The sequence below is a fragment of the Pseudomonas sp. JQ36 genome, assembly GCF_053851495.1.
Map to the genome: position 1 here is coordinate 205,874 of NZ_CM132642.1, position 23,140 is coordinate 229,013.

General features: G+C 60.6%; 24 protein-coding genes. 16 read left to right on the plus strand and 8 right to left on the minus strand.

What is annotated here, in order from left to right; genetic code table 11:
- The gene (locus tag ACS4NR_RS01030; RefSeq protein ID WP_204895753.1) at window positions 1-1,158 is read left to right on the plus strand and encodes a phospholipase D-like domain-containing protein; all 1,158 of its coding nucleotides are present in this window, start codon (window positions 1-3) and stop codon (window positions 1,156-1,158) included.
- A gap of 153 nt (window positions 1,159-1,311) precedes the next feature.
- Here the strand turns inward: ACS4NR_RS01030 and bglX are convergent, their stop codons facing one another.
- Entirely contained in the window at window positions 1,312-3,603 is a 2,292-nt protein-coding gene (bglX, locus tag ACS4NR_RS01035; protein ID WP_095138496.1) for a beta-glucosidase BglX, read from the minus strand.
- A gap of 258 nt (window positions 3,604-3,861) precedes the next feature.
- Between bglX and ACS4NR_RS01040 the strand changes: the two genes are divergently transcribed.
- The 4 genes from ACS4NR_RS01040 to ACS4NR_RS01055 all read left to right on the plus strand — a co-directional run bounded on the left by ACS4NR_RS01040 (window position 3,862) and on the right by ACS4NR_RS01055 (window position 7,384).
- Window positions 3,862-4,470, plus strand: a complete 609-nt coding sequence (locus ACS4NR_RS01040) for a LemA family protein (protein WP_095138497.1) — start codon at window positions 3,862-3,864, stop codon at window positions 4,468-4,470.
- Window positions 4,471-4,483: 13 nt separating this feature from the next.
- Entirely contained in the window at window positions 4,484-5,236 is a 753-nt protein-coding gene (locus ACS4NR_RS01045; RefSeq protein WP_456018890.1) for a TPM domain-containing protein, read from the plus strand.
- 33 nt (window positions 5,237-5,269) lie between these two features.
- Complete coding sequence (locus tag ACS4NR_RS01050) at window positions 5,270-5,887, plus strand: TPM domain-containing protein (RefSeq protein WP_027614420.1); 618 nt, start codon at window positions 5,270-5,272, stop codon at window positions 5,885-5,887.
- 282 nt (window positions 5,888-6,169) lie between these two features.
- The gene (locus ACS4NR_RS01055) at window positions 6,170-7,384 is read left to right on the plus strand and encodes a class I SAM-dependent methyltransferase (RefSeq protein WP_456018891.1); all 1,215 of its coding nucleotides are present in this window, start codon (window positions 6,170-6,172) and stop codon (window positions 7,382-7,384) included.
- Here ACS4NR_RS01055 and ACS4NR_RS01060 read toward each other — a convergent pair.
- Entirely contained in the window at window positions 7,375-8,349 is a 975-nt protein-coding gene (locus ACS4NR_RS01060; protein ID WP_456018892.1) for a DMT family transporter, read from the minus strand. The genes ACS4NR_RS01055 and ACS4NR_RS01060 overlap by 10 nt on opposite strands.
- Before the next feature lie 326 nt (window positions 8,350-8,675).
- Between ACS4NR_RS01060 and ACS4NR_RS01065 the strand changes: the two genes are divergently transcribed.
- The 3 genes from ACS4NR_RS01065 to ACS4NR_RS01075 all read left to right on the plus strand — a co-directional run bounded on the left by ACS4NR_RS01065 (window position 8,676) and on the right by ACS4NR_RS01075 (window position 10,114).
- On the plus strand, window positions 8,676-9,257 hold the full coding sequence (locus tag ACS4NR_RS01065; protein ID WP_064586386.1) for a DJ-1/PfpI family protein: 582 nt from the start codon (window positions 8,676-8,678) through the stop codon (window positions 9,255-9,257).
- 13 nt (window positions 9,258-9,270) lie between these two features.
- Window positions 9,271-9,576 (plus strand): ribbon-helix-helix domain-containing protein, encoded by a 306-nt coding sequence (locus ACS4NR_RS01070; protein ID WP_150370430.1) that lies wholly within the window; start codon window positions 9,271-9,273, stop codon window positions 9,574-9,576.
- A gap of 193 nt (window positions 9,577-9,769) precedes the next feature.
- Window positions 9,770-10,114 (plus strand): YegP family protein, encoded by a 345-nt coding sequence (locus tag ACS4NR_RS01075; protein ID WP_095138504.1) that lies wholly within the window; start codon window positions 9,770-9,772, stop codon window positions 10,112-10,114.
- Window positions 10,115-10,238: 124 nt separating this feature from the next.
- Here ACS4NR_RS01075 and ACS4NR_RS01080 read toward each other — a convergent pair whose 3' ends face one another.
- On the minus strand, window positions 10,239-11,123 hold the full coding sequence (locus tag ACS4NR_RS01080; RefSeq protein WP_456020420.1) for a dihydrodipicolinate synthase family protein: 885 nt from the start codon (window positions 11,121-11,123) through the stop codon (window positions 10,239-10,241).
- Between the two features lie 22 nt (window positions 11,124-11,145).
- Window positions 11,146-11,928, minus strand: coding sequence for an aldolase (locus ACS4NR_RS01085; protein WP_456018893.1), 783 nt, complete (start codon window positions 11,926-11,928; stop codon window positions 11,146-11,148).
- A 106-nt stretch (window positions 11,929-12,034) separates the two neighbouring features.
- Here ACS4NR_RS01085 and ACS4NR_RS01090 point away from each other — a divergent pair, with 106 nt between their 5' ends.
- Complete coding sequence (locus ACS4NR_RS01090) at window positions 12,035-12,577, plus strand: helix-turn-helix domain-containing protein (protein WP_003222480.1); 543 nt, start codon at window positions 12,035-12,037, stop codon at window positions 12,575-12,577.
- A 100-nt stretch (window positions 12,578-12,677) separates the two neighbouring features.
- Here ACS4NR_RS01090 and ACS4NR_RS01095 read toward each other — a convergent pair whose 3' ends face one another.
- Complete coding sequence (locus ACS4NR_RS01095; RefSeq protein ID WP_456018894.1) at window positions 12,678-13,697, minus strand: DUF4917 family protein; 1,020 nt, start codon at window positions 13,695-13,697, stop codon at window positions 12,678-12,680.
- A gap of 153 nt (window positions 13,698-13,850) precedes the next feature.
- Between ACS4NR_RS01095 and yiaY the strand changes: the two genes are divergently transcribed.
- Window positions 13,851-14,999 carry an L-threonine dehydrogenase gene (gene yiaY, locus ACS4NR_RS01100; RefSeq protein WP_443533155.1) on the plus strand — a complete coding sequence of 383 codons (1,149 nt, stop codon included), beginning with the start codon at window positions 13,851-13,853 and terminating at the stop codon, window positions 14,997-14,999.
- On the opposite strand, the gene ACS4NR_RS01105 is transcribed toward yiaY, so the two are convergent.
- From ACS4NR_RS01105 to ACS4NR_RS01115, 3 genes are all read right to left on the minus strand, one after another.
- Window positions 14,996-16,162: an MFS transporter gene (locus ACS4NR_RS01105; RefSeq protein ID WP_456018895.1), complete on the minus strand. Its 1,167-nt coding sequence runs from the start codon at window positions 16,160-16,162 to the stop codon at window positions 14,996-14,998. The genes yiaY and ACS4NR_RS01105 overlap by 4 nt on opposite strands.
- Window positions 16,163-16,176: 14 nt before the next feature.
- Window positions 16,177-17,412 (minus strand): aminotransferase class I/II-fold pyridoxal phosphate-dependent enzyme, encoded by a 1,236-nt coding sequence (locus ACS4NR_RS01110; protein WP_095138511.1) that lies wholly within the window; start codon window positions 17,410-17,412, stop codon window positions 16,177-16,179.
- A 171-nt stretch (window positions 17,413-17,583) separates the two neighbouring features.
- The gene (locus tag ACS4NR_RS01115) at window positions 17,584-18,072 is read right to left on the minus strand and encodes a DMT family transporter (RefSeq protein ID WP_456018896.1); all 489 of its coding nucleotides are present in this window, start codon (window positions 18,070-18,072) and stop codon (window positions 17,584-17,586) included.
- A gap of 77 nt (window positions 18,073-18,149) precedes the next feature.
- Here ACS4NR_RS01115 and ACS4NR_RS01120 point away from each other — a divergent pair, with 77 nt between their 5' ends.
- The 6 genes from ACS4NR_RS01120 to ACS4NR_RS01145 all read left to right on the plus strand — a co-directional run bounded on the left by ACS4NR_RS01120 (window position 18,150) and on the right by ACS4NR_RS01145 (window position 23,119).
- Entirely contained in the window at window positions 18,150-19,061 is a 912-nt protein-coding gene (locus ACS4NR_RS01120; RefSeq protein ID WP_456018897.1) for a LysR family transcriptional regulator, read from the plus strand.
- 22 nt (window positions 19,062-19,083) lie between these two features.
- On the plus strand, window positions 19,084-19,818 hold the full coding sequence (locus ACS4NR_RS01125) for a PA3715 family protein (protein ID WP_456018898.1): 735 nt from the start codon (window positions 19,084-19,086) through the stop codon (window positions 19,816-19,818).
- Window positions 19,819-19,855: 37 nt separating this feature from the next.
- Complete coding sequence (locus ACS4NR_RS01130; protein ID WP_456018899.1) at window positions 19,856-20,572, plus strand: PA3715 family protein; 717 nt, start codon at window positions 19,856-19,858, stop codon at window positions 20,570-20,572.
- Window positions 20,573-20,575: 3 nt separating this feature from the next.
- Window positions 20,576-20,992: a fosfomycin resistance glutathione transferase gene (gene fos / locus ACS4NR_RS01135; RefSeq protein WP_456018900.1), complete on the plus strand. Its 417-nt coding sequence runs from the start codon at window positions 20,576-20,578 to the stop codon at window positions 20,990-20,992.
- Between the two features lie 60 nt (window positions 20,993-21,052).
- A complete protein-coding gene (locus ACS4NR_RS01140) occupies window positions 21,053-21,691 on the plus strand; it encodes a LysE family translocator (RefSeq protein ID WP_166497110.1) in 639 nt (212 codons plus the stop codon).
- 78 nt (window positions 21,692-21,769) lie between these two features.
- A complete protein-coding gene (locus tag ACS4NR_RS01145) occupies window positions 21,770-23,119 on the plus strand; it encodes a diguanylate cyclase domain-containing protein (protein WP_456018901.1) in 1,350 nt (449 codons plus the stop codon).
- Window positions 23,120-23,140: the final 21 nt, after the last annotated feature.

Below are 23,140 nucleotides of genomic sequence, written 5' to 3' on the forward strand. Positions count from 1 at the left end.
ATGCGCGGTGCGGTGTTTCCATGGCGGGACGGCAACCGTTTCGAACTGTTGATCGACGGCCCGCAATTCTTCCCGCGCATGCTGGTGGAGATTGCCCGCGCCGAGGAGCAGGTCGAGCTGGAGCTGTATCTGGTAGAGGCGGGCGCTTGCGCCGAGGCCGTGGTGCAGGCGCTGGTGCAGGCTGCCGAGCGCGGCGTGCGGGTACGCTGCCTGTTCGATGACTACGGCAGCCTCGCGTTTACCCTGCACCTGCGTCAGCGCCTGACCAAGGCCGGGGTCGAACTGCGTTTTTACAATCGCCTGAACTGGCGGCGCTGGGTCGGCAACTTCTATCGCGATCACCGCAAATTGCTGCTGGTCGATCAGCGTCTGGCGGTGGTCGGTGGCACCGGTGTTACCGATGAGTTCTGGACGCCGGGGCAGGACAGCAGCGAATGGCACGAGGTGATGGTGGAAATCAGCGGCCCGCTGGTGCTTGACTGGCAAGTGCTGTTCGACCGCCAATGGATCGCCAACCGCCATCGCCGGGCCTGGAAACCTTCGGCGCATGTCGGCCTCCCACGCTTGCCCAAGGTCCCGGACATGGGCGAGGGCATGGGTCGCGTGGCCTACGCCGATGCGCGCCAGCATCGCGACATTCTGCAGTCGCTGTTCCGCGCCTTGAACAGCGGGCAAAAGCGCATCTGGATGGCCACCCCGTATTTCCTGCCGACCTGGAAAATCCGCCGCTCGCTGCGCAAGGCTGCTGCCCGGGGTGTCGACGTCCGGCTATTGCTGACCGGGCCGCGCACCGATCACCCCTCGGTGCGTTACGCCGGCCATCGCTACTACCCGCGCCTGCTCAAGGCCGGGGTGCAGATCTTTGAATACCAGCCGTGCTTCCTGCACCTGAAAATGGTGCTGGTGGACGAGTGGGTGAGCATCGGTTCGTGCAACTTCGATCACTGGAACCTGCGCTTCAATCTGGAGGCGAATCTGGAGGCACTGGATCCGTCGTTGACGGCAGCGGTGGTGCAGAGTTTCGAGAAGGACTTCGGCCTGAGTCAGCAGGTCAGTCTGGAGGAGTGGCGGCGCCGGCCGTTGTGGCGGCGGGTGAAGCAGCGGGTTTGGGGCTGGGTGGATCGGTTGGTGGTCAATATCCTCGACAGACGCGGTTAACGCCAATTTCGAAACCAGTGGATTCCAATGTGGGAGGGGGCTTGCTCCCGAAGGCGGCATGTCATTCAGCATTTTTTTAGCTGATACAGCGCATTCGGGAGCAAGCCCCCTCCCACAAAGGCCCCTCTCACACGGGCATTGGTTACTGAATAATTACAGCAACTCAAAGCTCTGCTGTGTCACATCCTGCGAATCCAGGCCGATCTGCACATTGAACTTGCCAGGCTCCGCCGCGTACTTGAGCTGGGCGTTGTAGAACTTCAGGTCATCCTCGGTGATGGTGAAGTGCACGACTTTCTGTTCGCCGGCCTTGAGCATGATTTTCTGGAAGTTCTTCAGTTCCTTCACCGGACGGATCATTGAGCCGGTGACGTCCTGGATGTACAGCTGCACCACGGTTTCGCCGTCACGTTTACCGGTGTTTTTCAGGGTGACACTGGCGTCGAGCTTGCCGGTGGCGTTCAGCGTGGTCGACGACAACGCCATGTCGCTCAACGTGAACTGGGTGTAGCTCAGGCCATAACCGAACGGGAACAGGGGACCGGTGGTGTCATCGAAATACTGCGAGGTGTAGTTGCCCGGTTTGCCCGGCGTGAACGGCCGGCCAATGCTCAGGTGGTTGTAGTAGGTCGGGATCTGGCCCACGGAGCGCGGGAAGGTCACCGGCAGTTTGCCCGACGGGTTGTAGTCGCCGAACAGCACGTCGGCGATGGCGTTGCCACCCTCGGTGCCGCTGAACCAGGTTTCCAGAATTGCGTCAGCCGACTGGTTCTCTTCGAGAATGGTCAGCGGACGGCCGTTCATCAACACCAGCACCAGTGGCTTGCCGGTGGCTTTCAGGGCACGAATCAGCTCGCGCTGGTTTTCCGGGATGTTCAGGTCGGTGCGGCTGGAGGATTCGTGGGACATGCCACGGGACTCGCCCACAGCGGCGACGATCACATCGGCGTCCTTGGCCGCTTTCACCGCTTCGTCGATCAACACGTTGGCCGGGCGCGGGTCATCGACCACTTCCGGAGCGTCGAAGTTGAGGAAGTTCAGGTAATCGAGGATCTTCTTGTCGCTGGTGATATTGGCGCCACGGGCGTAGATCAGGTTGGCCTTGTCGCCGATCACCGAGCTCATGCCGTCGAACAGGGTCACCGATTGCGCCGGCTTACCGGCGGCGGCCCAACTGCCCATCATGTCGATGGGGGCCTTGGCCAATGGGCCGACCAGCATGACTTTCGCGTCTTTCTTCAGCGGCAGGGTTTCGTTCTGGTTCTTCAGCAACACCATGCTGCGACGTGCCACGTCACGGGCTTCGGCGCGGTGCAGGCGGCTTTCGGCGTAGGTGTCGGCCGGATCATCCTCGGCCTTGCCGATACGCAGGTATGGGTCCTTGAACAGGCCCATGTCGTACTTGGCGGCGAGCACTTCGCGCACCGCATTGTCGATGTCTTTCTGCTCGATCTCGCCGGACTTGAGCAGCCCCGGCAGCTCTTTGCCGTACAGGGTGTCGTTCATGCTCATGTCGATGCCGGCCTTGATCGCCAGCTTCGCCGCTTCACGACCGTCACGGGCGACGCCGTGTTTGATCAGCTCGAAGATCGCCCCGTGGTCGCTGACGGCCAGGCCTTTGAAGCCCCAGTCCTTGCGCAGCAGATCGTTCATCAGCCAGGTGTTGGCCGTGGCCGGAATGCCGTTGATCGAGTTCAACGCCACCATCACCCCGCCTGCACCGGCGTCGATCGCCGCACGGTAAGGTGGCAGGTAGTCCTGGTACATCTTCACCGGGCTCATGTCGACGGTGTTGTAGTCGCGCCCGCCCTCGACCGCACCATACAGGGCGAAGTGTTTGACGCTGGCCATGATGCTGTCGGCCGTGCTCGGCGTGTCGCCCTGGTAGGCCTTGACCATCACTTTGGCGATGCGCGAGGTCAGGTAGGTGTCTTCACCGAACCCTTCGGAGCTGCGGCCCCAGCGCGGATCGCGGGAAATGTCGACCATTGGCGCGAAGGTGATGTCGAGGCTGTCGGCCGCAGCTTCTTTGGCGGCAACGCGCCCGGACTGACCGATGGCGTCCATGTCCCAGCTCGACGCCAGGGCCAGCGGAATCGGGAAAATCGTACGGTGACCGTGGATCACGTCGTACGCAAAAAACATCGGAATCTTCAGGCGACTGCGCATCGCCGCATCCTGCATCGGACGGTTTTCCGGGCGGGTGATCGAGTTGAACGTACCGCCGATATTGCCGGCGGCGATCTCTTTGCGGATCAACTCGCGAGGCATTTCCGGGCCGATGCTGATCAGGCGCAACTGGCCGATCTTTTCATCGAGGGTCATTTGCTTCATCAGATTGCTGATGAACGCGTCCTTGTTTTCCAGGGGTACCGGGGTCGTGGCGGCCAATACTTGATGACTGGCCAGGCTGACGAACAGGCCCAGCAAACACAGCTTCTTCATGAATATTTTTCTCAAGGGCCCAAGCGGCAATGCAATGCCGGCCAGCCAAAAGTTAGGGAGCGACTATTGTTGTTCGGGTGCAGGTTCAAAATGACCGAGCCAAAAACGCCCGCCGACCGTCGGCAGCGTTTGCGCAGGGCCTCTTTTTAGCCCATCGGCCCGTTGCAATCCAGTGGCGCGGCCGATTATGCCCCAACCGCCGATGCAGAAGGTTTCACGGTCGGTTTTTTATGAAATATGCCAGGGAGCATCACTTTGATGAATGTCAGTCCGATCAACCGTTCGCGTTTACAGGTCGCCACGTTACTGGTGCTTGCCACCTTGTTGACCGCATGCGGCATCAACAATATCCCCACTCTCGACGAACAGGCCAAGGCGGCCTGGGGCCAGGTCCAGAACCAGTACCAGCGCCGTGCCGACCTGATCCCCAATCTGGTGGAAACCGTCCGAGGCTACGCCAGGCACGAGGAGGCGACCCTGACCGCAGTGGTCGAGGCGCGGGCCAAGGCGACGTCGATCCAGGTCGATGCCAGCACCCTCGACAACCCGGAAAAACTCAAGCAGTTCCAGCAGGCCCAGGATCAGTTGAGCGGTGCGCTCAGCCGTTTGATGGTGGTGTCCGAGCGCTACCCGGACCTGAAAGCCAACCAGAACTTCCTCGCGTTGCAATCGCAGCTCGAAGGCACGGAAAACCGGATTGCCGTGGCGCGGCGCGATTTCATTCTGGCGGTGCAGAAGTACAACACCGAGATCCGCACCTTTCCCGGGCGCCTCTGGCACAGCGTGATGTACAGCGATCTGCCGATTCGCGAAACCTTCGAAGCCACCACCCCCGGCGCGGAAAAGGCCCCGGAAGTGAAGTTCTGATTCGAGGTTGCCCATGCGTGTGTTGAAGATAGGCCTGGTGCTGATGCTGTGGCTGTTCGCCCTCAGCGCCCGGGCCGAGTTGACGTTCCCGGCGCTGAGCGGGCGGGTGGTGGACGAGGCGCAGATGATCGAGCCCTCGGTGCGAGCCCAGTTGAGCCAGCAATTGCACGCGCATGAACAGGCGACCGGCGAGCAACTGGTGGTGGTCACGGTGCCTGATCTGCAGGGCACCACCATCGAGGATTACGGCGTGCAACTGGGCCGGCACTGGGGCATCGGTCAGAAGGACAAGAACAACGGCGCGATGCTGATCGTTGCCCGTGACGAGCGCAAACTGCGCATCGAAGTCGGCTATGGCCTGGAGGATCGGCTGACCGATGCGCAGAGTTCGGTGATCATCCATCAAGTGATCACCCCCGCGTTCAAGGCCGGCAATTTCAGCAAGGGCATCAGCGACGGTGTGGCGGCGATGCTGGTGGTGCTCGGCGGCAATCCGCTGGACGAGCCATCGACGGTGTACGAGTCGAGCGGTGATCCGCAGAGCGATTTTGTCTCGCGGCATCCGCTGTTGTTCGTTTTTCTGGTGGTGTTGTTCATCCTGACCGTGTTTGTCTGCCAGATGCTCGGTATCCTTCCCGCCGGCCGTGGTGGCTCCGGAGGCGGGGGCGGTTTCGGCGGCGGTGGATTTGGCGGCGGCGGTGGCGGCGGGGGCTTCAGCGGCGGCGGGGGCAGTTTCGGCGGCGGCGGTTCGTCCGGCGGCTGGTGAACACACAACAATAATGATCAGGCACTTTTCGACATGGCATTACTGACTGAACACGAACAACGCAAAGTCGCCGAGGCGATCGCCCGGGTCGAGCGCGATACCGACGCCGAACTGGTGACCGTGCTGGCGGCCCGCGCCGATGACTACGCGTACATTCCGCTGCTGTGGGCCAGTCTGCTGGCGCTGCTGGTGCCGGGCATCGTCCATTACCTGACCGGCTGGCTGACGATGCACAGCCTGTTGCTGGTGCAATGGGGCCTGTTCATCGTCCTGTGCCTGCTGTTTCGCCTGCCGAAAATCACCACTCATCTGATCCCGCGTCGGGTGCGTCACTGGCGTGCATCGAACCTGGCGCGACGGCAGTTTCTCGAACAGAACCTGCACCACACCGTCGGCAGCACCGGGATGCTGATCTTTGTCTGCGAGGCCGAGCGCTACGTGGAAATTCTGGTGGACGAAGGGATTTCCCGCCGGCTGGATAACAAGAGCTGGGACGCGATCGTCGCCGCGTTCACCGAGCAGGTGCGGCAGGGGCGCACGCTCGAGGGGTTTGTCACCTGCATCGAGGCCTGTGGAGAACTGCTCAAGGTGCACGTGCCGGTGACGCAGGTGAGGAATGAATTGCCGAATCGGTTGATTGTGTTGGGCTGAGTCTTGGCGCGGTTCTCCCCGGTCCCGCTGAACAAAGCCTGTCTGATACATATGGCCGCATTACGCCGAGCCAGTGTGGGAGCGGGCTTGCTCGCGAATACGGTCTGACATTCACCATTGATGTCGCCTGATACGCCGCCTTCGCGAGCAAGCCCGCTCCCACAGGGGCCAGGCAGTACGCTGAGTTCTGATGCCGTTGGGTAAATAAGAGCGTGTCCCCAAGCGCCATCCCCCCTAAAATACCCGCCATTCCCGATTTCGCCCGTCCGAGGCCGCTTTTCCATGTCCGTTACTGCCCCCTCCCTCAAGCCAGCGCCCGATCATCACGCCCAGTTCATCGAATTGCTGCAAACCAGCCTCGAGCAGAACGGCTTCATCAAGCTGGTACTGGCCAAGTACGTGGGCGACGAGGCGGAGCTGCAGCGGATCATCATCAAAGCGGTGACGGTCAAGGCGCAGCCCAACCTGTCTTTCGTTTATCGCTACAAGACCCGCGACATCACCAAGAACCTGCCGCTGAGCGAAGGCGTGGCGGTGATTGCCGAGCTGTTGCCGGCCGCGTTCAAGAATGCGCATCTGCTGACCGTGACCGACGAAGCCCAGCTCGAATACAGCAAAAAGGGCAAGAGTTCACTGTTCAAGAGCAAACCTCAGCAATTGCGTGAAGCGCCATCCGCTGAGCACAACCGTGAGAAAAACCGTTTTCTGGACTTGAGCCGACCGTTCCTCAAGGATCTGGGCGTGACCAACGTGCAGCATGAGCTGATCCCGGCGATGTCGCGCAAGTGGAAGCAGATCAACAAGTTCATCGAAGTCTTCAGCCACGCGCTGACCTCGTCACCGCTGGCGCTGGACAAACCGGTGCGGGTGGCGGATTTCGGTTCGGGCAAGGGCTACCTGACGTTCGCCATCCACGATTACCTGCGCAACACGCTCAAGGCCGAAGGCGAGGTCACCGGCGTCGAGCTGCGCGAAGAGATGGTCAACCTGTGCAACGCCGCCGCGGCGAAGTTGGAGCACCCGGGCCTGGTGTTCAAGTGCGGTGACGTGCGCAGCGTGGCGCCGAGTGAACTGGACGTGATGATCGCCCTGCACGCCTGTGACATCGCCACCGACTACGCGATCCACACCGGCATCCGTTCCGGCGCGTCGATCATCATGTGCTCGCCGTGCTGCCACAAACAGATCCGCCTGCAGATCCAGAGCCCGGCGCTGCTCAAGCCGATGCTGCAATACGGTCTGCACCTGGGCCAACAGGCCGAAATGGTCACCGACAGCCTGCGCGCGCTGTTCCTCGAAGCCTGCGGTTACGAGACCAAAGTGTTCGAATTCATCTCGCTGGAACACACCAACAAGAACAAGATGATTCTCGCGGTGAAACGCGCCGAGCCGGTGGACCCGACTCAGTTGCTGGTGAAGATTCAGGAACTCAAGGACTTCTACAACATCAGCGAGCACTGTCTGGAAACCCTGCTGCGTTCGGATGGCTACCTCTGATCCTGTGGGAGCGGGCTTGCTCGCGAAGGCGTTGTGTCAGTCACCATTGCCGTTGATTGAGAAACTGCTTTCGCGAGCAAGCCCGCTCCCACATTGGATTGCACGACGGTCTTGCGCCCGAGCATCACCGTCGCGATCACCCCGCAGGCAAACACCCAGGTGATCGGTTCGACATGTTCGCCAAAGAACAGCGCCGAAAACGCGATGGTGAAGAAGATCTGCAGCAACTGGATTTGACTGACCCGCGCGATCCCGCCCATCGCCAGTCCGGCGTACCAGGCGAAGAAGCCGAGAAACTGCGAGAACAGCGCCACGTAGCCGAACGCCCACCAGGCCTTGGCTGACACAGTGCCTTGATGCTGCAGCGCCAGGTACAACACCGGGCCGATCAGCAGTGGCGTCGACAGCACCAGCGCCCAGCAGATCACCTGCCAGCCGCCCATTTCCCTGGCCAACCGGCCACCCTCGGCATAACCCAGACCGCCGACGGCAATCGCGCCGAGCATCAACAAGTCACCGGCCTGAATGCTGCCGGCACCGGTGTACAACGCGTAGCCGAGCACCAACGCACTGCCCAGCGCGGCGCAGGCCCAGAAGGCTTTCGAAGGACGCTCGTGGGACAGCCACGCCGCATACAGCGCCACGCACAGCGGCTGCAAACCGTTGACCAGCGCGCCGTGGGACGCCGGCAAGGTCTGCATGGCCCACGCCGACAGCACCGGAAACCCGAGAATCACCCCGGCGATCACCAGGCTCAGGCCTTTGATCTGCTGCCAGCTCGGCCACTTCTCGCGTCGCCATAACAACAACGCTGCCGCGGGAATCGCCGCGAACAGCGCGCGGCCGAGGCCGTTGAGCAGCGGATGCAGTTCCTGCACCACAATCCGGGTGAAGGGCAGGGTCAGGCTGAAAATCACAACCCCGAGCAGGCCGAGGGCCATGCCGGTGTTTTCGCGCGAGGACATGATGGGGGACCAGAATAGAAGGTGGCAGGGGATTGCCTTAATCAAGCCATAAACCGGGGCGCTCGGGCTGGTACAGCCAGGCACAGAGTTATCCATACAGTTGGATCCCCTGTGGCGAGGGAGCTTGCTCCCGCTGGGCTGCGAAGCGGCCCCCGCTTTTTTCAGGAAAACTGTGCAAACAGGTTTTGCGCCTGCTGCGCAGTCGAGCGGGAGCAAGCTCCCTCGCCACAAAGGCGGGGAGGCGTAGTAGCCGGTTGTTACCCGCCCCAACGGATAAGGTCTACCTTGAATACTCCTGCAAGCCCATTCCCAGAGGAGTCCTCCCCATGGCCGCGAAAAAAATCCTGATGCTGGTCGGCGATTACGTCGAAGACTACGAAGTGATGGTGCCGTTCCAGGCCCTGCAGATGGTCGGTCACACCGTGCACGCCGTGTGCCCGGACAAAGTTGCGGGCAAGACCGTGCGCACCGCGATCCATGACTTCGAAGGCGACCAGACTTACAGCGAGAAACCCGGTCACCTGTTCGCCCTCAATTTCGACTTTGCCAAGGTCGCCGAGGCCGATTACGACGCGCTGCTGATCCCCGGCGGTCGTGCGCCGGAATACCTGCGCCTGAACGAGAAAGTTCTGGAGCTGGTGCGCGCCTTCGACAAGGCCGGCAAGCCGATTGCTGCGGTCTGCCACGGTGCGCAATTGCTGGCAGCGGCCGGCGTTCTCGAAGGTCGCGAGTGCAGCGCCTATCCGGCCTGCGCTCCGGAAGTGCGCCTGGCCGGTGGCACGTTCATCGATATCCCGGTGACCGACGGCCACGTTCAGGGCAATCTGGCGACTGCGCCAGCATGGCCGGCGCATCCGAACTGGCTGGCCGGTTTCCTCGGTCTGCTTGGCACCAAAATCACCCTGTAACGAGGATTCGCCGATGTGCGAGCTCTACGTCAAGGCCGACCCGATTCTCTACGAGTCCCGCTCGCGCTCGCTGCGCATCTGCGGCGTGGTGACGACCCTGCGCCTGGAAAACCAGTTCTGGGACATCCTCAGCGAAATCGCCGAAGTCGATGGCATGACCACCAACCAGTTGATCGCCAAGCTGTATGAAGAGGTGATGGATTATCGCGGGGAGGTGGTGAATTTTGCTTCGTTCCTGCGGGTGAGTTGCACGCGGTATCTGAGTCAGCGACGGGTGAGTGCGCCGGAATTGTCGGTGGTGCGGGCCGGGGTGAAATAGCCGATTGTGAGTCGACCCCTTCGCGAGCAAGCCCGCTCCCACAGGTTTCCAAGGTGCTCAAAAATTTTGTGAGCACTGGAGATCTACTGTGGGAGCGGGCTTGCTCGCGAATAGGCCACTACAGGCGACAGAAGTCTCGGGCTGGTCTTTACTCTGAAGCGCAAAACCTCTCAACCGCCAAGGAGAAACGCGCATGTCCGGATGGTACGAAGTGAGCAAAAGCAGCAACGGCCAGTTCAGGTTTGTGCTGAAGGCCGCCAACGCCGAAACCATTCTCACCAGCGAGCTCTACACCACCCGCGCGGCTGCCGACAACGGCATTGCTTCGGTGCAGAGCAACAGCCCGCTGGATGAACGCTACGAGAAGAAGACCACCAAGGATGGCCATCCTTACTTCAACCTCAAGGCCGCCAACCACCAGATCATCGGCAGCAGCGAGTCGTACTCCAACGACGCCGCGTGTGCCAAAGGTATCGCCAGCGTCAAGGCCAATGGGCCGAGCAAAGTGATCAAGGACAAGACCTTGCCGGTGCTCTGAAGAACACTTAAGAGCAAAAATGTGGGAGCGGGCTTGCTCGCGAAAGCGGTGGATCAGTCACTGGAGATGTCGACTGACACGACGCCTTCGCGAGCAAGCCCGCTCCCACATGGGGTTGTGTGTGTTAGCGCAGGGTGTTGAGGATTGCTTTTAGCTGAGCTTGCCCAGCTTCGCTCAACGGAAACACCGGCAAGCGCGGATCACCAACCTCCAGCCCCGTCTCGCGCAATCCGGCCTTGATCGTCGCCGGCAAACCGCCCTTGAGGATGAAGTCCAGCAGCGGCAACTGGCGGTAGAACAGCTCGCGTGCCCGCTCCAGATCACCGGCCAGCGAAGCCGCGTACAAATCCAGATTCAGTTGCGGGATCAGGTTCGGCGCAGCGGTGCACCAACCCTTGGCCCCGGCGGCGAAAGCCTCCAGTGCCAGCGGATTGCAGCCGTTGTAGAACGGCACCTGACCGTCGCCGAGCAATTGCAGCTTGTGCATGCGCTGAATGTCGCCGGTGCTCTCCTTGACCATGGTCACGTTTCCCACGCCATTGACGATGCGCAGAATCAGCTCCACCGACATGTCGGTGCCGCTGGTGGCCGGGTTGTTGTAAAGCATGATCGGCACGCCGATGCTGTCGCCGATGGCGCGGTAGTGCGCGAGGATTTCCGCTTCAGTCAGCTTCCAGTAAGACGCCGGCAGCACCATCACCACGTCGGCGCCATGGGCTTCGGCGAAGCGTGCGCGACGCACGGCTTTGGCGGTGGTCAGGTCGGACACGCTGACGATGGTCGGCACCCGTTTCGCCACGTGCTTGATGCTGAACTCGGCGACCTGATCCCACTCGGCGTCGCTGAGGTAAGCGCCTTCGCCGGTGCTGCCCAGCGGGGCGATGGCGTGGACGCCGCTGTCGATCAGGCGATCAATGGATTTGCCGAGGGCCGGTAGATCGAGACCTTCGCCGTTGGCGCCGAACGGGGTGATGGTGTAGCCGATGATGCCGTGAATGTTGGACATGATGAGTCTCCGGGAAAAGCTGAAATCAGTTCAGGCAATCGGCGTGTTGGCGCAGGTTCTGCCGGGCGTAGTAGTTGAAAGCGGCGGCGTGGCGTTTGGGTTTCGACACCCAGTCGTGGGCCTCGCGACCCAGCGCCGGAATGATCGGTTTGATCGTACCGGCGGCCATTGCCAGCAGTTGCAGTTTGGCGGCGCGCTCGATCAGTTGGGCGATGACACAGGCCTCTTCGATTGTGCTGCCGGTCGACAGCTGACCGTGGTGCGACAGGAGGATCGCGCGCTTGTCGCCCAGCGCTCCGGCGATCAGTTCGCCTTCTTCGTTGCCCACTGGCACGCCCGGCCAGCCTTCGAGAAATGCGCAGTCGTCGTACAGCGGGCACAGATCCATGTGGGAAATCTGCAGCGGCACTTCCAGCATCGACAGCGCGGCAATGTGCGTCGGGTGGGTGTGGATGATGCAGTTCACGTCAGGCCGGGCGCGGTAGACCCAGCTGTGGAAACGGTTGGCCGGGTTGGCCATGCCGTGGCCTTCGAGCACTTCCAGGTCTTCGTTGACCAGCAGCAGATTACTCGCGGTGATTTCATCAAAACCCAGGCCCAGTTGTTGAGTGTAATAGGTCCCCGGTTGTGGGCCGCGAGCGGTGATTTGTCCGGCCAGACCGGAGTCGTGACCGTTCTCGAACAGGATCCGGCAGGTCAGCGCCAGCTTTTGCCGGTCAGTCCACGTATTATCCGCCAGGGTGTTTTGCATCTGGGTCAGCGCTTGCTTGACCAGTTGCTCTTTGGGTAGTGCTAATGTCTTGGCCATGTCGGTGTCCTTTGGGTAATTGCAAATGACACGAAAGAGCCTATATGACACAAAGTGTCATAAGCAATCATCAATCGTCGTTTCCTTGATGGAATAACTGCTGCGCATGTCTATCCGTTTGAAATTGTTGAGAAAAAAACTTGGCGTAACGCTTGAGGCACTGGCCGAAAAATCCGGCATGACCAAGAGTTATCTGTCGAAAGTCGAGCGTGGGCTGAACACCCCGTCGATCGCTGCCGCGCTGAAACTGGCGAAGGCGCTGAATGTGAAGGTCGAGGAATTGTTCTCCGAAGACAACGTCAGCCTCGACAGCTACAGCCTGGTGCGCAGCCACGAACGCCAGTCACTGGCGGCCAACGATCAGAGCCCGGGGTATGCGGTGCTGGCGCATCAGGTCAGCGAGCGCAACCTCCTGCCGTTCATCATCTACCCGCCGAGCGAGTTCACCGACAAGACCTTCAAGGAGCACTTGGGCGAGGAGTTTCTGTTCGTCCACGAAGGGCAGGTGGAAGTGGATTTCATGAATGAGCGGGTGCTGCTGGAACGTGGCGATGCGCTGCATTTCAACGCGCAGAAGCCGCACCGGATCAGGTCGGTGGGCGAGGTGCAGGCGCAGTTGCTGGTGGTGGTGCACAGCTCGGAAGAATGAGCCGCCAGAAAAAGCTTCGCGAGCAAGCCCGCTCCCACATTTAGAATGCATACCCCCTGTGGGAGCGGGCTTGCTCGCGAAGGCGTCAGTCCGGTTTACATCAAACCTCGACCGGCACCGAAAGCTTCGGATTCCCCAACGCATGCGTCTTCGCATCAAAAAACCGCAACTCAATCCCGGTGCCCTCGAACACCTTGGCGTAATGGCGTTTCTGATGCTGAATGAACGCCGCACTGCGCGGATAAATCGAGATCGCCACACTCGCCGGTTTCGCCAGGCGCAGTGCCCTCACGATGTGCGCATCCTGCTCGCCCAGCGCATGACCGAAGATGCACAGGTTCTGCGCGTGCCCCAATAACTGCTCGTAGCAGAACGACAGATAATCCGAGCTGCGAATAGTCTTGAGCTTGTCCGCGCTCGGCCCTTCGTTGACGAACAGCGGCACGTCGTCCAGCGTCTTGATCGTGTTGTTGATCGCGAAGCTGCCGAGCAGGGTGCCCTCGGTCGAGGTCAGTTTGCGCGCGGTGCCGTCCTGATTGCGCACCAGGTGCAAACCGCCGTGCAGATACAGCAGACGCGGTTTGGCGCTGGTGCTGTCGCTCAGATCAAAACTGGCGTCGGGGCCGTTGAACAGGTCGTCGATGGCCTCACTGCGGTGCTGGATCGCCCAGTAGTTGAGCAGGTCGTAATTGGTGGTGAACACCGTGTGATACCGCGCCAGTTCTTGGTTGAGCGTGGCCAAGGTCGAGGCCTGCACCAGGCGCCACGGGATATGCACGGCGTGCACGGTGTTGATCAGCGCTTCCTTGATCGCATAGTAGCGATTGCGCGGTGCGGCCGAGCTGACGGCCAACGCTTTGTTGACCCGGCTGGTGGTTTTCAACGCACCGAGCACCTGCTCGAAGCTGCGCGTCTGCATCGCGTCGAACACGCTCAGCTCCGATGGGCTCAGCGGTTTTTCTTCCACGGTGCGCGCGTTTTCGAACAGCGAGTCGTAGCCGAAATCGTCCCACACCGCGCGGCTGGCGCCATTGCCCACCAGCAGACTGTTGAAGTCGGCGGTGGCGCGCAGGGCGCTCCAGTCTTCGAGGGTGGCATCGACATCCAGAAAATCGGTCATTGCGTGGGCAGTCTCAAAACAAAGGGCGGATGGACGGCGACTTTATCACGAGCGGGCATTGCGCCAGATCAACATCGGTGGTGACCGATCGGTCGATCCTGTGCACATCCGCCGTATCGGAGCAGTCGATTCGGCCCCAGTCAGGAGACGCGCATGAGCAGCACCTTTTTCATTCCGGCGGTAAACATCATGGGCAACGGATGCCTCGACGAGGCCATGGTTGCGATCCGCAACTACGGCTTTCGCAAGGCGCTGATCGTCACCGACGCGGGGCTGGCCAAGGCTGGCGTGGCGACCATGCTCGCCGAGAAACTGGCGATGCAGGACATCGATTCGGTGATCTTCGATGGCGCCAAACCCAACCCGAGCATTGCCAATGTCGAGTCCGGGCTGGGGCTGCTCAAGGAAAGTCGTTGCGATTTCGTGGTGTCGCTGGGCGGCGGTTCGCCCCATGACTGCGCCAAGGGCATTGCCCTGTGTGCGACCAACGGCGGGCAGATCCGCGACTACGAAGGCGTCGATCAATCGAGCAAGCCGCAGCTGCCGCTGATCGCCATCAACACCACCGCCGGCACTGCCAGCGAGATGACCCGTTTCTGCATCATCACCGACGAATCGCGCCACGTGAAAATGGCCATCGTTGATCGTAACGTCACGCCGCTGCTGTCGGTCAACGACCCGGCGCTGATGGTTGCCATGCCGAAAAGCCTGACCGCAGCCACCGGCATGGATGCGTTGACCCACGCCATCGAGGCCTACGTATCAACTGCGGCCAACCCGATCACCGATGCCTGCGCACTGAAGGCCATGACCCTGATCAGCAACAACCTGCGCCTGGCCGTGCGGGACGGCAGCGATCTCGCCGCGCGGGAGAACATGGCCTACGCGCAATTCCTCGCCGGCATGGCGTTCAACAACGCCTCGCTCGGCTACGTGCACGCGATGGCCCACCAGTTGGGCGGTTTCTACGATTTGCCCCATGGCGTGTGCAACGCCGTGCTGCTGCCGCATGTGCAGACCTTCAACGCGCTGGTCTGCGCCGAACGCCTGACTGACGTCGCCCATGCGATGGGTGCGGACATCCGTGGTTTCAGCCCGGAGGAGGGCGCTCAGGCGGCGATCAACGCGATCCGTTGCCTGGCCAGGGACGTCGATATTCCCGGCGGCCTGCGTGAACTCGGCGCCAAGCTCAGCGATATTCCAGTGCTCGCCACCAACGCGTTGAAAGACGCGTGCGGCCTGACCAACCCACGGGCGGCGGATCAGCGGCAGATCGAGGAGATTTTCCGTAACGCTTTTTAAGGGCTGACGCGCGTCGGCGTGAATCTCACACAGAGCATTGCGCCGACAGCAAGCAAACTGCATAACAGTGCCAGCGGCCACGCCGAAGGGCTGGCGACAAGACTGGCAATCGCGCCGATCATTGCCGCCATCAGTTGATGAATAAATCCGCTCAACGCCATTGCGTAAGCACCCGCAATCGGTGCGCCATCGTTGGCACGGGACAGGCTGATCGGGTAGTTCAGCGATTGTCCGAACACCGCTACGCAATAGGGCAGCCACAGCATCAGCGCGACGGAACTGGCTGTCAGACTGCCCAGCAGCATCACTCCGCACCCCGCCATCACCAGCACCACGCCCAACGTCATCAACCGGTGTTGACCCGTGCGCAGAACGAAGCGATTGACCACCAGTGCCCCGAGAAAGTATGCCGCACTGATCGGCCAGCCGAGCAGACCATAATCCACCGTAGACCAATTGAACGGTCCTTGCAGGATCAGTGGCGCAGCCGTGTTGAAGGCGATGATCACCCCGTAGCCGAGGCCTCCGGCCAGTGCCGGCAACAGGAACGCGCGATGAATCAGGATGCGCCGGTAAATCATCCATGCCGAAGCATTGGTTTGCGCCTCCTCCAATGTCGCAAAATTGACCCGGGATACGATCATGGCCATCAGCAGGCACGTGATGCCGAGCAAGTAGAAGATTGCCTGCCAGCCCAGCGTGACCTGGATGATCGAACCCAGGTACTGGCCGATGCCTAGAGCCACCACGAACGAAATCGAAATCCATGACAATGCCTTGGCCAGCAGGTCGCCGCGAAAACTGTCGCGAATCAGCACCCGTGCCATCACCGAAATCCCGCTGGCGCCGACGCCCTGAATCAGGCGCAGTAACAGGAACGACTCCAGCGTCGAACCCAGCGGCAACGCCAGGTTCGCCACGCCATACAGCCCCAATGCTGCGAGTAACACAGGTTTGCGCCCGATACGCTGGGCCAGTGATCCCCAAAGCAGCATTGGCAGCGCCATGCCGACCAGATAAATCGATAAACCCCACGCCACTTGCGCAGGCCCCGCATGCAGATCGCCGGCAATCTCCGGCAGCGCTGGAAGGTAAATACTCATGCCCAACTGAGCGAGGAACACCGTGCAGCAGGTGATAAGAAGGGTGGCGCTGGCGTTCATCTATCGTCCCTGGCTCAAATGTCGAAATCGACGCGGTGTGTGCGCAACAATTCGCTGACTACATCGCAGAAACGTCGGATCAGCGACGGCTCCATATCAGCACGCAAGGTTACCCGAATGGCCGCTTTACCTTGGGCAACTACCGGGAAAAATACTGCGCTGGTGAAAAAGCCTTGCTCGGCCAGCTCGCTGGCGATGCGATTGGCCAGATCCGCCTGGCCGCAGTCGATCAAGCGGATTGCCATCGCGCTGTGGCATTGCTCTGTACTGATCAAACTGTCGAAGAGGCGGATATTAGCCTGGAGGCGGGCCTGCAGAGCGGCGAATTCGGCGGTGTAATGTAGACGAATTGACGCTCGTCCGGCGCCGATTGCCGCACAGTTGAGACTTTGTGACCAATTGCTCGGGCCGCCATAACGCTGGATGATTTTTTTCTGGCGCTGGTTGCCAAGCATCACCAGTCCACCACTGGCGCCAAATGACTTGGCCAGCGACGCGACGATCACGCAGTCATCTTCCAGCGTCTGGATTCTCGGGCGTATCAGACCGACGCCGTTATGGCCCACGGCTGACAACGCGTGTGAATCATCCAGATAAAGAAACAGCCCGTAACGATCCTTGAGGTACAGCAGGCCTTCCATGTTGGACACACCGCCCATGCTGTAGGCGCCATCGCCAATATAGGCCACACGACCATATTGCTGGCAGATCTTTTCTAGAAAATTCATATCGTTGTGTGGACAGGTCATCACACGGGTTTCGTCGGCGCATGCAGCTTTCAAGTGATTCATCGAGTAATGCGCCTGACGGTCAAAGACCATCACTGGCGGGCGATTCTCGGTTAATACACCGCTGGCCAGCAGTGGCAAGATCCCCGCACTTGCAGCGCTGCAGGACAGGGTCGTCAGGCACACTGCATCGAACAACTGCGAAAGCTCGGTTTCGTATTTTTCGAGAATCCCCAGCTTGCAGCGATTTTTCGAGTTGGCGATGCGCAAGGTGCCGGTTTCCTGCAGTGCGGCGATTGCACCTTCGAGCAAGGCAGGGTGGTGATCAAGGCCAAGGTAGGACGTGGTACAGAAGTGTTGTAACTCTCGTCCGTATTGATCGAGCAGGTGGTTGGAACCCATGACCTCGACATTGAGCCCGGCGACTTTGCCGAGCTCGGCGTTTTCCCAGTCCTGGTTTGCCAGGGCGATAACTTTTCGATAGTTGGAATAAAGGTTTGGTGCTTGCTGTGTATGGTTCATCGGGGCATCCCTTGAGCGTGGCAATCCGTGGGTCGTTGCAATTTGTGTGTATTGCCAGACTTTACGGAACACGACTTCGGGCCTGAATCAGACACTTCCTGCAATACTGAGCGGAATTGGATATTTGCTTGTAGGGCGATGTTCTGATGCGGTGTCGGGCGCCTCCGAATCCTACCCGGCAGGTGCCAGATTCCTGCTCGCCGCCCCACCAAACTGAATCAACACCACCCCGCCAATCAGCAACAACGCGCCCAACACCCGCGACATCGACAGCTGTTTTTCCACCAGCCCGAACAACCCGAAGTGATCGAGCAGCATCGAAGCAATCACCTGCCCGGCCAACGCCAGCGCAACAAACCCCGAAGCGCCGAGCTTCGGCAGCAACATCACCGCCAGCGCCACAAAACACACGCCGAACGCACCGCCAGCCCACATCCATAGCGGTACCCTGCTGATTATTCCGAGCGACGGCAGCGGCAGGCGCAACGTCAGAATCACCGGTAACAGCACCAAAACACTCACCAGCAACGAGGCCAAGGTTGCCCATAGCGGATGGCCGAGGCCCCGCGCCAGATTGCTGTTGATCGCACTTTGAAACGGCACCACTGCCCCGGCAAACGCGGCCAACAGCAACAAACCGGTCCACTGCAACGTACTCATGATCACTCTCCAACAGGTTTTGCTGGACTCTAAGGTATTCGTCGCACAGATTTAAATTCCGTTTTGTCATCCAGAACATGCACAAGATGAATGACCTGCGCCGTATCGATCTCAACCTGCTGGTGGTCCTCGACGCCTTGCTCTGCGAGCAACACGTCACTCGCGCCGCCGAGCGGCTACACCTTAGTCAACCGGCGGTCAGCCATGCGCTGGCGCGTCTGCGCGACTTGCTCGGCGATCCGCTGCTGGTGCGCGCCGGTTCGACGCTGGTGCCCACGGCGCGGGCGTTGGAACTGGTTGCGCCACTGGCCGAAGCGTTGGCCCAAGTGCAATCGCTGCTGGCGCCCAATGCTTTCGATCCGGCCACTGCGCGGCGAACCTTTCGTGTGGCGATGTCCGATTACGGCGCGGCCATCATCCTGCCCGGTCTGATCCGCACCCTGCGCCGCGAAGCGCCGGGCATCGACCTGCAAATCAGCCACGCCAGCCGTGAGGGCATGCTGGAGGGTGTGCTCAACGGTGACATCGATTTGGCCGCCGGGGTGTTCCCGGAAATGCCCAACGAGTTGCGCAGCACGCTGCTGTTCGAAGAACGCTACGTCTGCCTGCTGGATCGTCGCAGCTTGCCAGCCAACGGTGTGCTGGATTTGCCGACCTACCTGTCGCGCCCGCATGTTCTGCTGGAAATGCGCGGCAGCGGCACCCCGGAAATCGAACGGGCGCTGACCTCATTGCGCGAATGCCGCCGCGTCGCCATCAGCCTGCCGCACTGGAACGTCGCGCCGCAGTTGATCAGCGGTACGGATCTGATTCTCACGGTGTCGTCGCGCAGCGTGCGCGAGATTGATCAACAGGAGCTGATTGTGCTGCCACCACCGTTCGAGATTGCGCCGTTCACCTTTGTGCTGGCGTGGCATAAACGCCGGGGTGGGGATCAGGCGTTGAACTGGTTGAATCGCCGGATTGAGGAGGGGATAGTGCGCGGCTGAAAACGTTATCAAGGAGTGAGGTGTGACAGTGAAGTCTGGTTGGATCGGGTGGGTGGCCCTGAGTGGGTGGTTGATGGCGGGGCAGGTGTTGGCCGAGTGCACGCCGCCAGCGGTGACAGGACAGTGGGATTTTTCGGTCTGCAAGGATTGGCCTGTAGATCCGCCCCTGACGATCAATGCGATAGCAAAGTTTGAACCGGATCCGGTGTACGCCCAAGGCGACAGAATTGGCGCTTACGATCTGGATTTATCCGTGTCGTCAGCCGATAACTCGAAACCGCTCGCTACTTATCATCGACCGTCCGCATTCCAGACTGACGCCTTCGCGCTGGAGAGCCTGGAATTGGACACGGCGCGCTACAAACTCACTGCTGACATTCGTGCCTTTGGCGTCCGTGCAATTTTCAAAGGCTCCTCGCGCGTCAATCCACTGGATGAAACCCAGCTGTCGCTCTATGTGAAAGAAGGCGGCAAACTGCGTCCTGTACTGGATCGGATGCTGGTTTACCGCTTCAGCGGCGAATGGGATGGCAATTGCGCGGGCGAACGTGCGACCACTGTCAGCACGATCGAAATAGGCAAAACCAGCTCTCACGGATTTGCCGACCTGATCGTGAAATCGGTCACCACTGGCGTGAGTGGCGAGGGGGAGCCGGGCAATTGCGAAATGAAGACCACGAACAATAAACCCGTGCTGACCACTCTGCACTACAACGGAAAATCCTACGTTTTGCCAAACGGTTTCCAAGGCCTATAACCCGCCAGCCAAACACGACACTTATCAAGGAAGAACCATGCTCAACCCCACCAGACTTCTGATCGCCCTCGGTTTGCTGGCCATCACCACCCAGGCCCAGGCCGCCTGCACCACCAAGAGTTTCGACGGTAAATCCATGTCGCGCTGCAACGTCTGGCCGGCGTTCCCGAGTCAGGCGATTTCGGTCAAATCCACCTACCTGGCCGACTCCGGTGGTGACGATGCCGGGGCGTTTGATCTGGATCTGGCGCTCCTCAATGCGAGCAACGCCAAACCCATCGCCACCTACCGTAAGCCGGGCGCCTACAACTCCGATGCCGTGCGCCTGGATGATGTACGCATCGACACGGCGCGCTACCGATTGACGCCGGACATCCGCGCGTTTGGGCTGCGCGCGAAATTCGTGCACAGTTCCCATGCCATTCCCTATGAAAAAACCGATCTGGCGCTGTATGTGCGCGAGGGCGACGAGTTACGTCCGGTGCTTGAGGGCCTGGTGGTCTTCAAGGACAACGGTGAGTTCGCGAATGACTGCGAGGGCTACAGCAAGAAAATCCGCCGAACGCTCGAGATCGCTCCAACGAACCACAATGGTTTTGCCGATCTGATCGTCACCACCAGCGGCAGCAAAATGAAAAACACCCGGTCCGGCAGTCAGTGCGTTTCGAAAACCACCGAGCTGAAGAAAAAGCAGATCACCCTGACGTACGATGGCCAGCAGTACAACGTCCCCGAAGACCTCAGAGGTTACTGACCCATGCTCACCGGCCTCAACCACCTGACCCTCGCTGTCAGCGATTTGCCCCGCAGCCTGGCGTTCTATCGCGATGTGCTGGGTCTGCGCGTCGAAGCCACGTGGGACGCCGGTGCCTATCTGTCGCTGCCGGGGCTGTGGTTGTGTCTGTCGCTGGATGCGCAGCGCAGCGGCGAGCCGTCCGTCGACTACACCCATTATGCGTTCAGCCTGGCTGAGGCGGATTTCCCGCTATTCGCGCAGAAGCTAAAAGCGGCGAACGTGCGGGAGTGGCATGACAACCGCAGCGAAGGTGCGTCGTTCTATTTCCTTGACCCCGATGGTCACAAACTAGAGGCTCACGTCGGCGATCTCGCCTCGCGACTGGCAGCCTGTCGGTTGAAACCGTACTCAGGCATGCGTTTTTACGACGCGTCGTGATCAGGCGTTGCGGGCTGATATAGACTGGCCATCATTTGTACTGGCGACAGCAGGTTTTCCATGACTCCATCGCTGCTAATGGCCGTTCTGGCCTCGGGTTTCATTTACGGCATCACGCCGGGGCCGGGTGTGCTGGCGGTGTTCGGCATCGGCGCGGCGCATGGACGACGCGCTGGCGCGGGGTTTCTTTGTGGGCACTTGCTGGGCGATGTGGTCTGGTGCAGCACCGCGCTGATCGCCATCGTCGGTGCCCGGGAAATCGGCAGCACCGCGTTCGATGTGCTGGGCGTGCTCAGCGGCTTGTACCTGTTCTGGCTTGGCTGGCGGGCGGTGCGGGCCAAACGGCGCAGCGATGATCAGCCGCAGGGCGCGGCGCGTCAGCCGTTCTGGCACGGCATCCTGTTCGGTTTGACCAATCCCAAGGCCTACCCGGTGGCGGTCGCGACATTTACCGCGCTGCTGTCGAGTCGTGCCGAACTGCTCAACTGGTCGATGCTGCCGGCGCTGATCGCCCTGAGCTTTCTCGGCGGATTGCTGGCTTACGCTATCTTGATCGGCGTTGTTGGCGCCCGACGGGTGCGGACGCTGTATCAGCGTCATGAGTTGATGATCACCCGCCTGTGCGGGGTAATGTTCATCGGTTTTGCCATCAATGCGCTGCTGCATGCGCTGCCGGGATTGCTACCGAACAAGGCATGAAATGATCTGCAGGGATGCATGACAAAGGGTCAGGGATGGTTGAACAGTGCTGCATTGTCCGGACACCCACGCTGAACCATGGAAAGCCGAAATTCTGCGCCGTTGGCGAGTTATATGGACCTGTTGCTCGATGCCGTCTGTGCGGTGGACAGGCAGGGCCGTTTCGTTTTTGTCAGTGCTGCCTGCGAGCGTATTTTCGGTTATACGCCTGACGAGTTGATCGGCCGGTCGATGATCGAGCTGGTGCATCCCGCAGACCGCCAGCGCACCCTCGCCGCCGCCCGCGACATCATGAGCGGCGAACCCAAGCACAATTTCGAAAACCGTTACGTGCGCAAGGATGGCCGCATTGTGAACATCCTCTGGTCGGCACGCTGGTCAGAGGTCGATCAGCTGCGCATCGCCGTGGCCCGCGACATCACCGAGCGCAAGCAGGCGGAATCGCGTCAGGCTGCGCTGTATGCGATTTCCGAAGCGGCGCATGTCGCCGAAGACTTGCTGGCGCTGTTCAAGCGCATCCACCTGATCATCGGTGAGTGGCTGCCGGCGCTGAATTTCTCCGTGGCGCTGTACGACGAGCACTGTGCGCAGTTGAATTTTCCCTATCACGTCGACGATCACGAATTGCAGCCCGAGCAACCGGGCACCGTCACCGGGCGTTTGTGTGCGCAGGTCATCCGCAGCGGTCAGCCGATTCTGCTGACGCCGGACAGCCCCGACGCCTCGCCCGACTTCGCGGCGCTGGTGGCGGGGCAGGATTCACCGTGCTGGCTCGGTGTGCCGCTGAACTCGAAGAACGGCACCATCGGTGCGCTGATCGTCAAAAGTCTGCCGGGCGGCGAGCGTTACACCGAGCAGGACAAGGAACTGCTGCAATACGTCTGCGCCCAGGTCGCCACCGCCATCGAGCGGCAGCAGCTGCACGCGCGGCTCAAACGCATGGCGCAGTACGATCAACTGACCCAGTTGCCCAATCGCGGATTGCTCAAAGACCGCCTCAAGGCTGCGCTGGCCGCTGCCCGCGAAACCTCGGGAAACATGGCGCTGCTGTACGTCGATCTGGATCGCTTCAAACAGGTCAACGACACCTTTGGCCATGCGGTCGGCGACATGCTGCTGCAAACGGTGGCGAGTCGGCTCAAGGGCTGTGTACGCGATTCCGACACCGTCGCGCGCATTGGTGGCGATGAATTCGTGGTGCTGTTGCACAGCGTTCACGCCGCTGAAGACGCCGATAGCGTGGCCGGAAAAATCCGCCAGGTGCTGATGCAGCCGATACGCCTGGACGGTCACAACCTGCACATCGAACCGAGCATCGGCGTGGCCCGTTATCCCGAACATGGCAGCGAAGAACAGCAACTGTTCCGGCATGCCGACCAGGCGATGTACGCCGCCAAACGTCTCAATCATCGGGCGCTGGATAGCTGAACCAGCGCGCGCCGTTCGTCG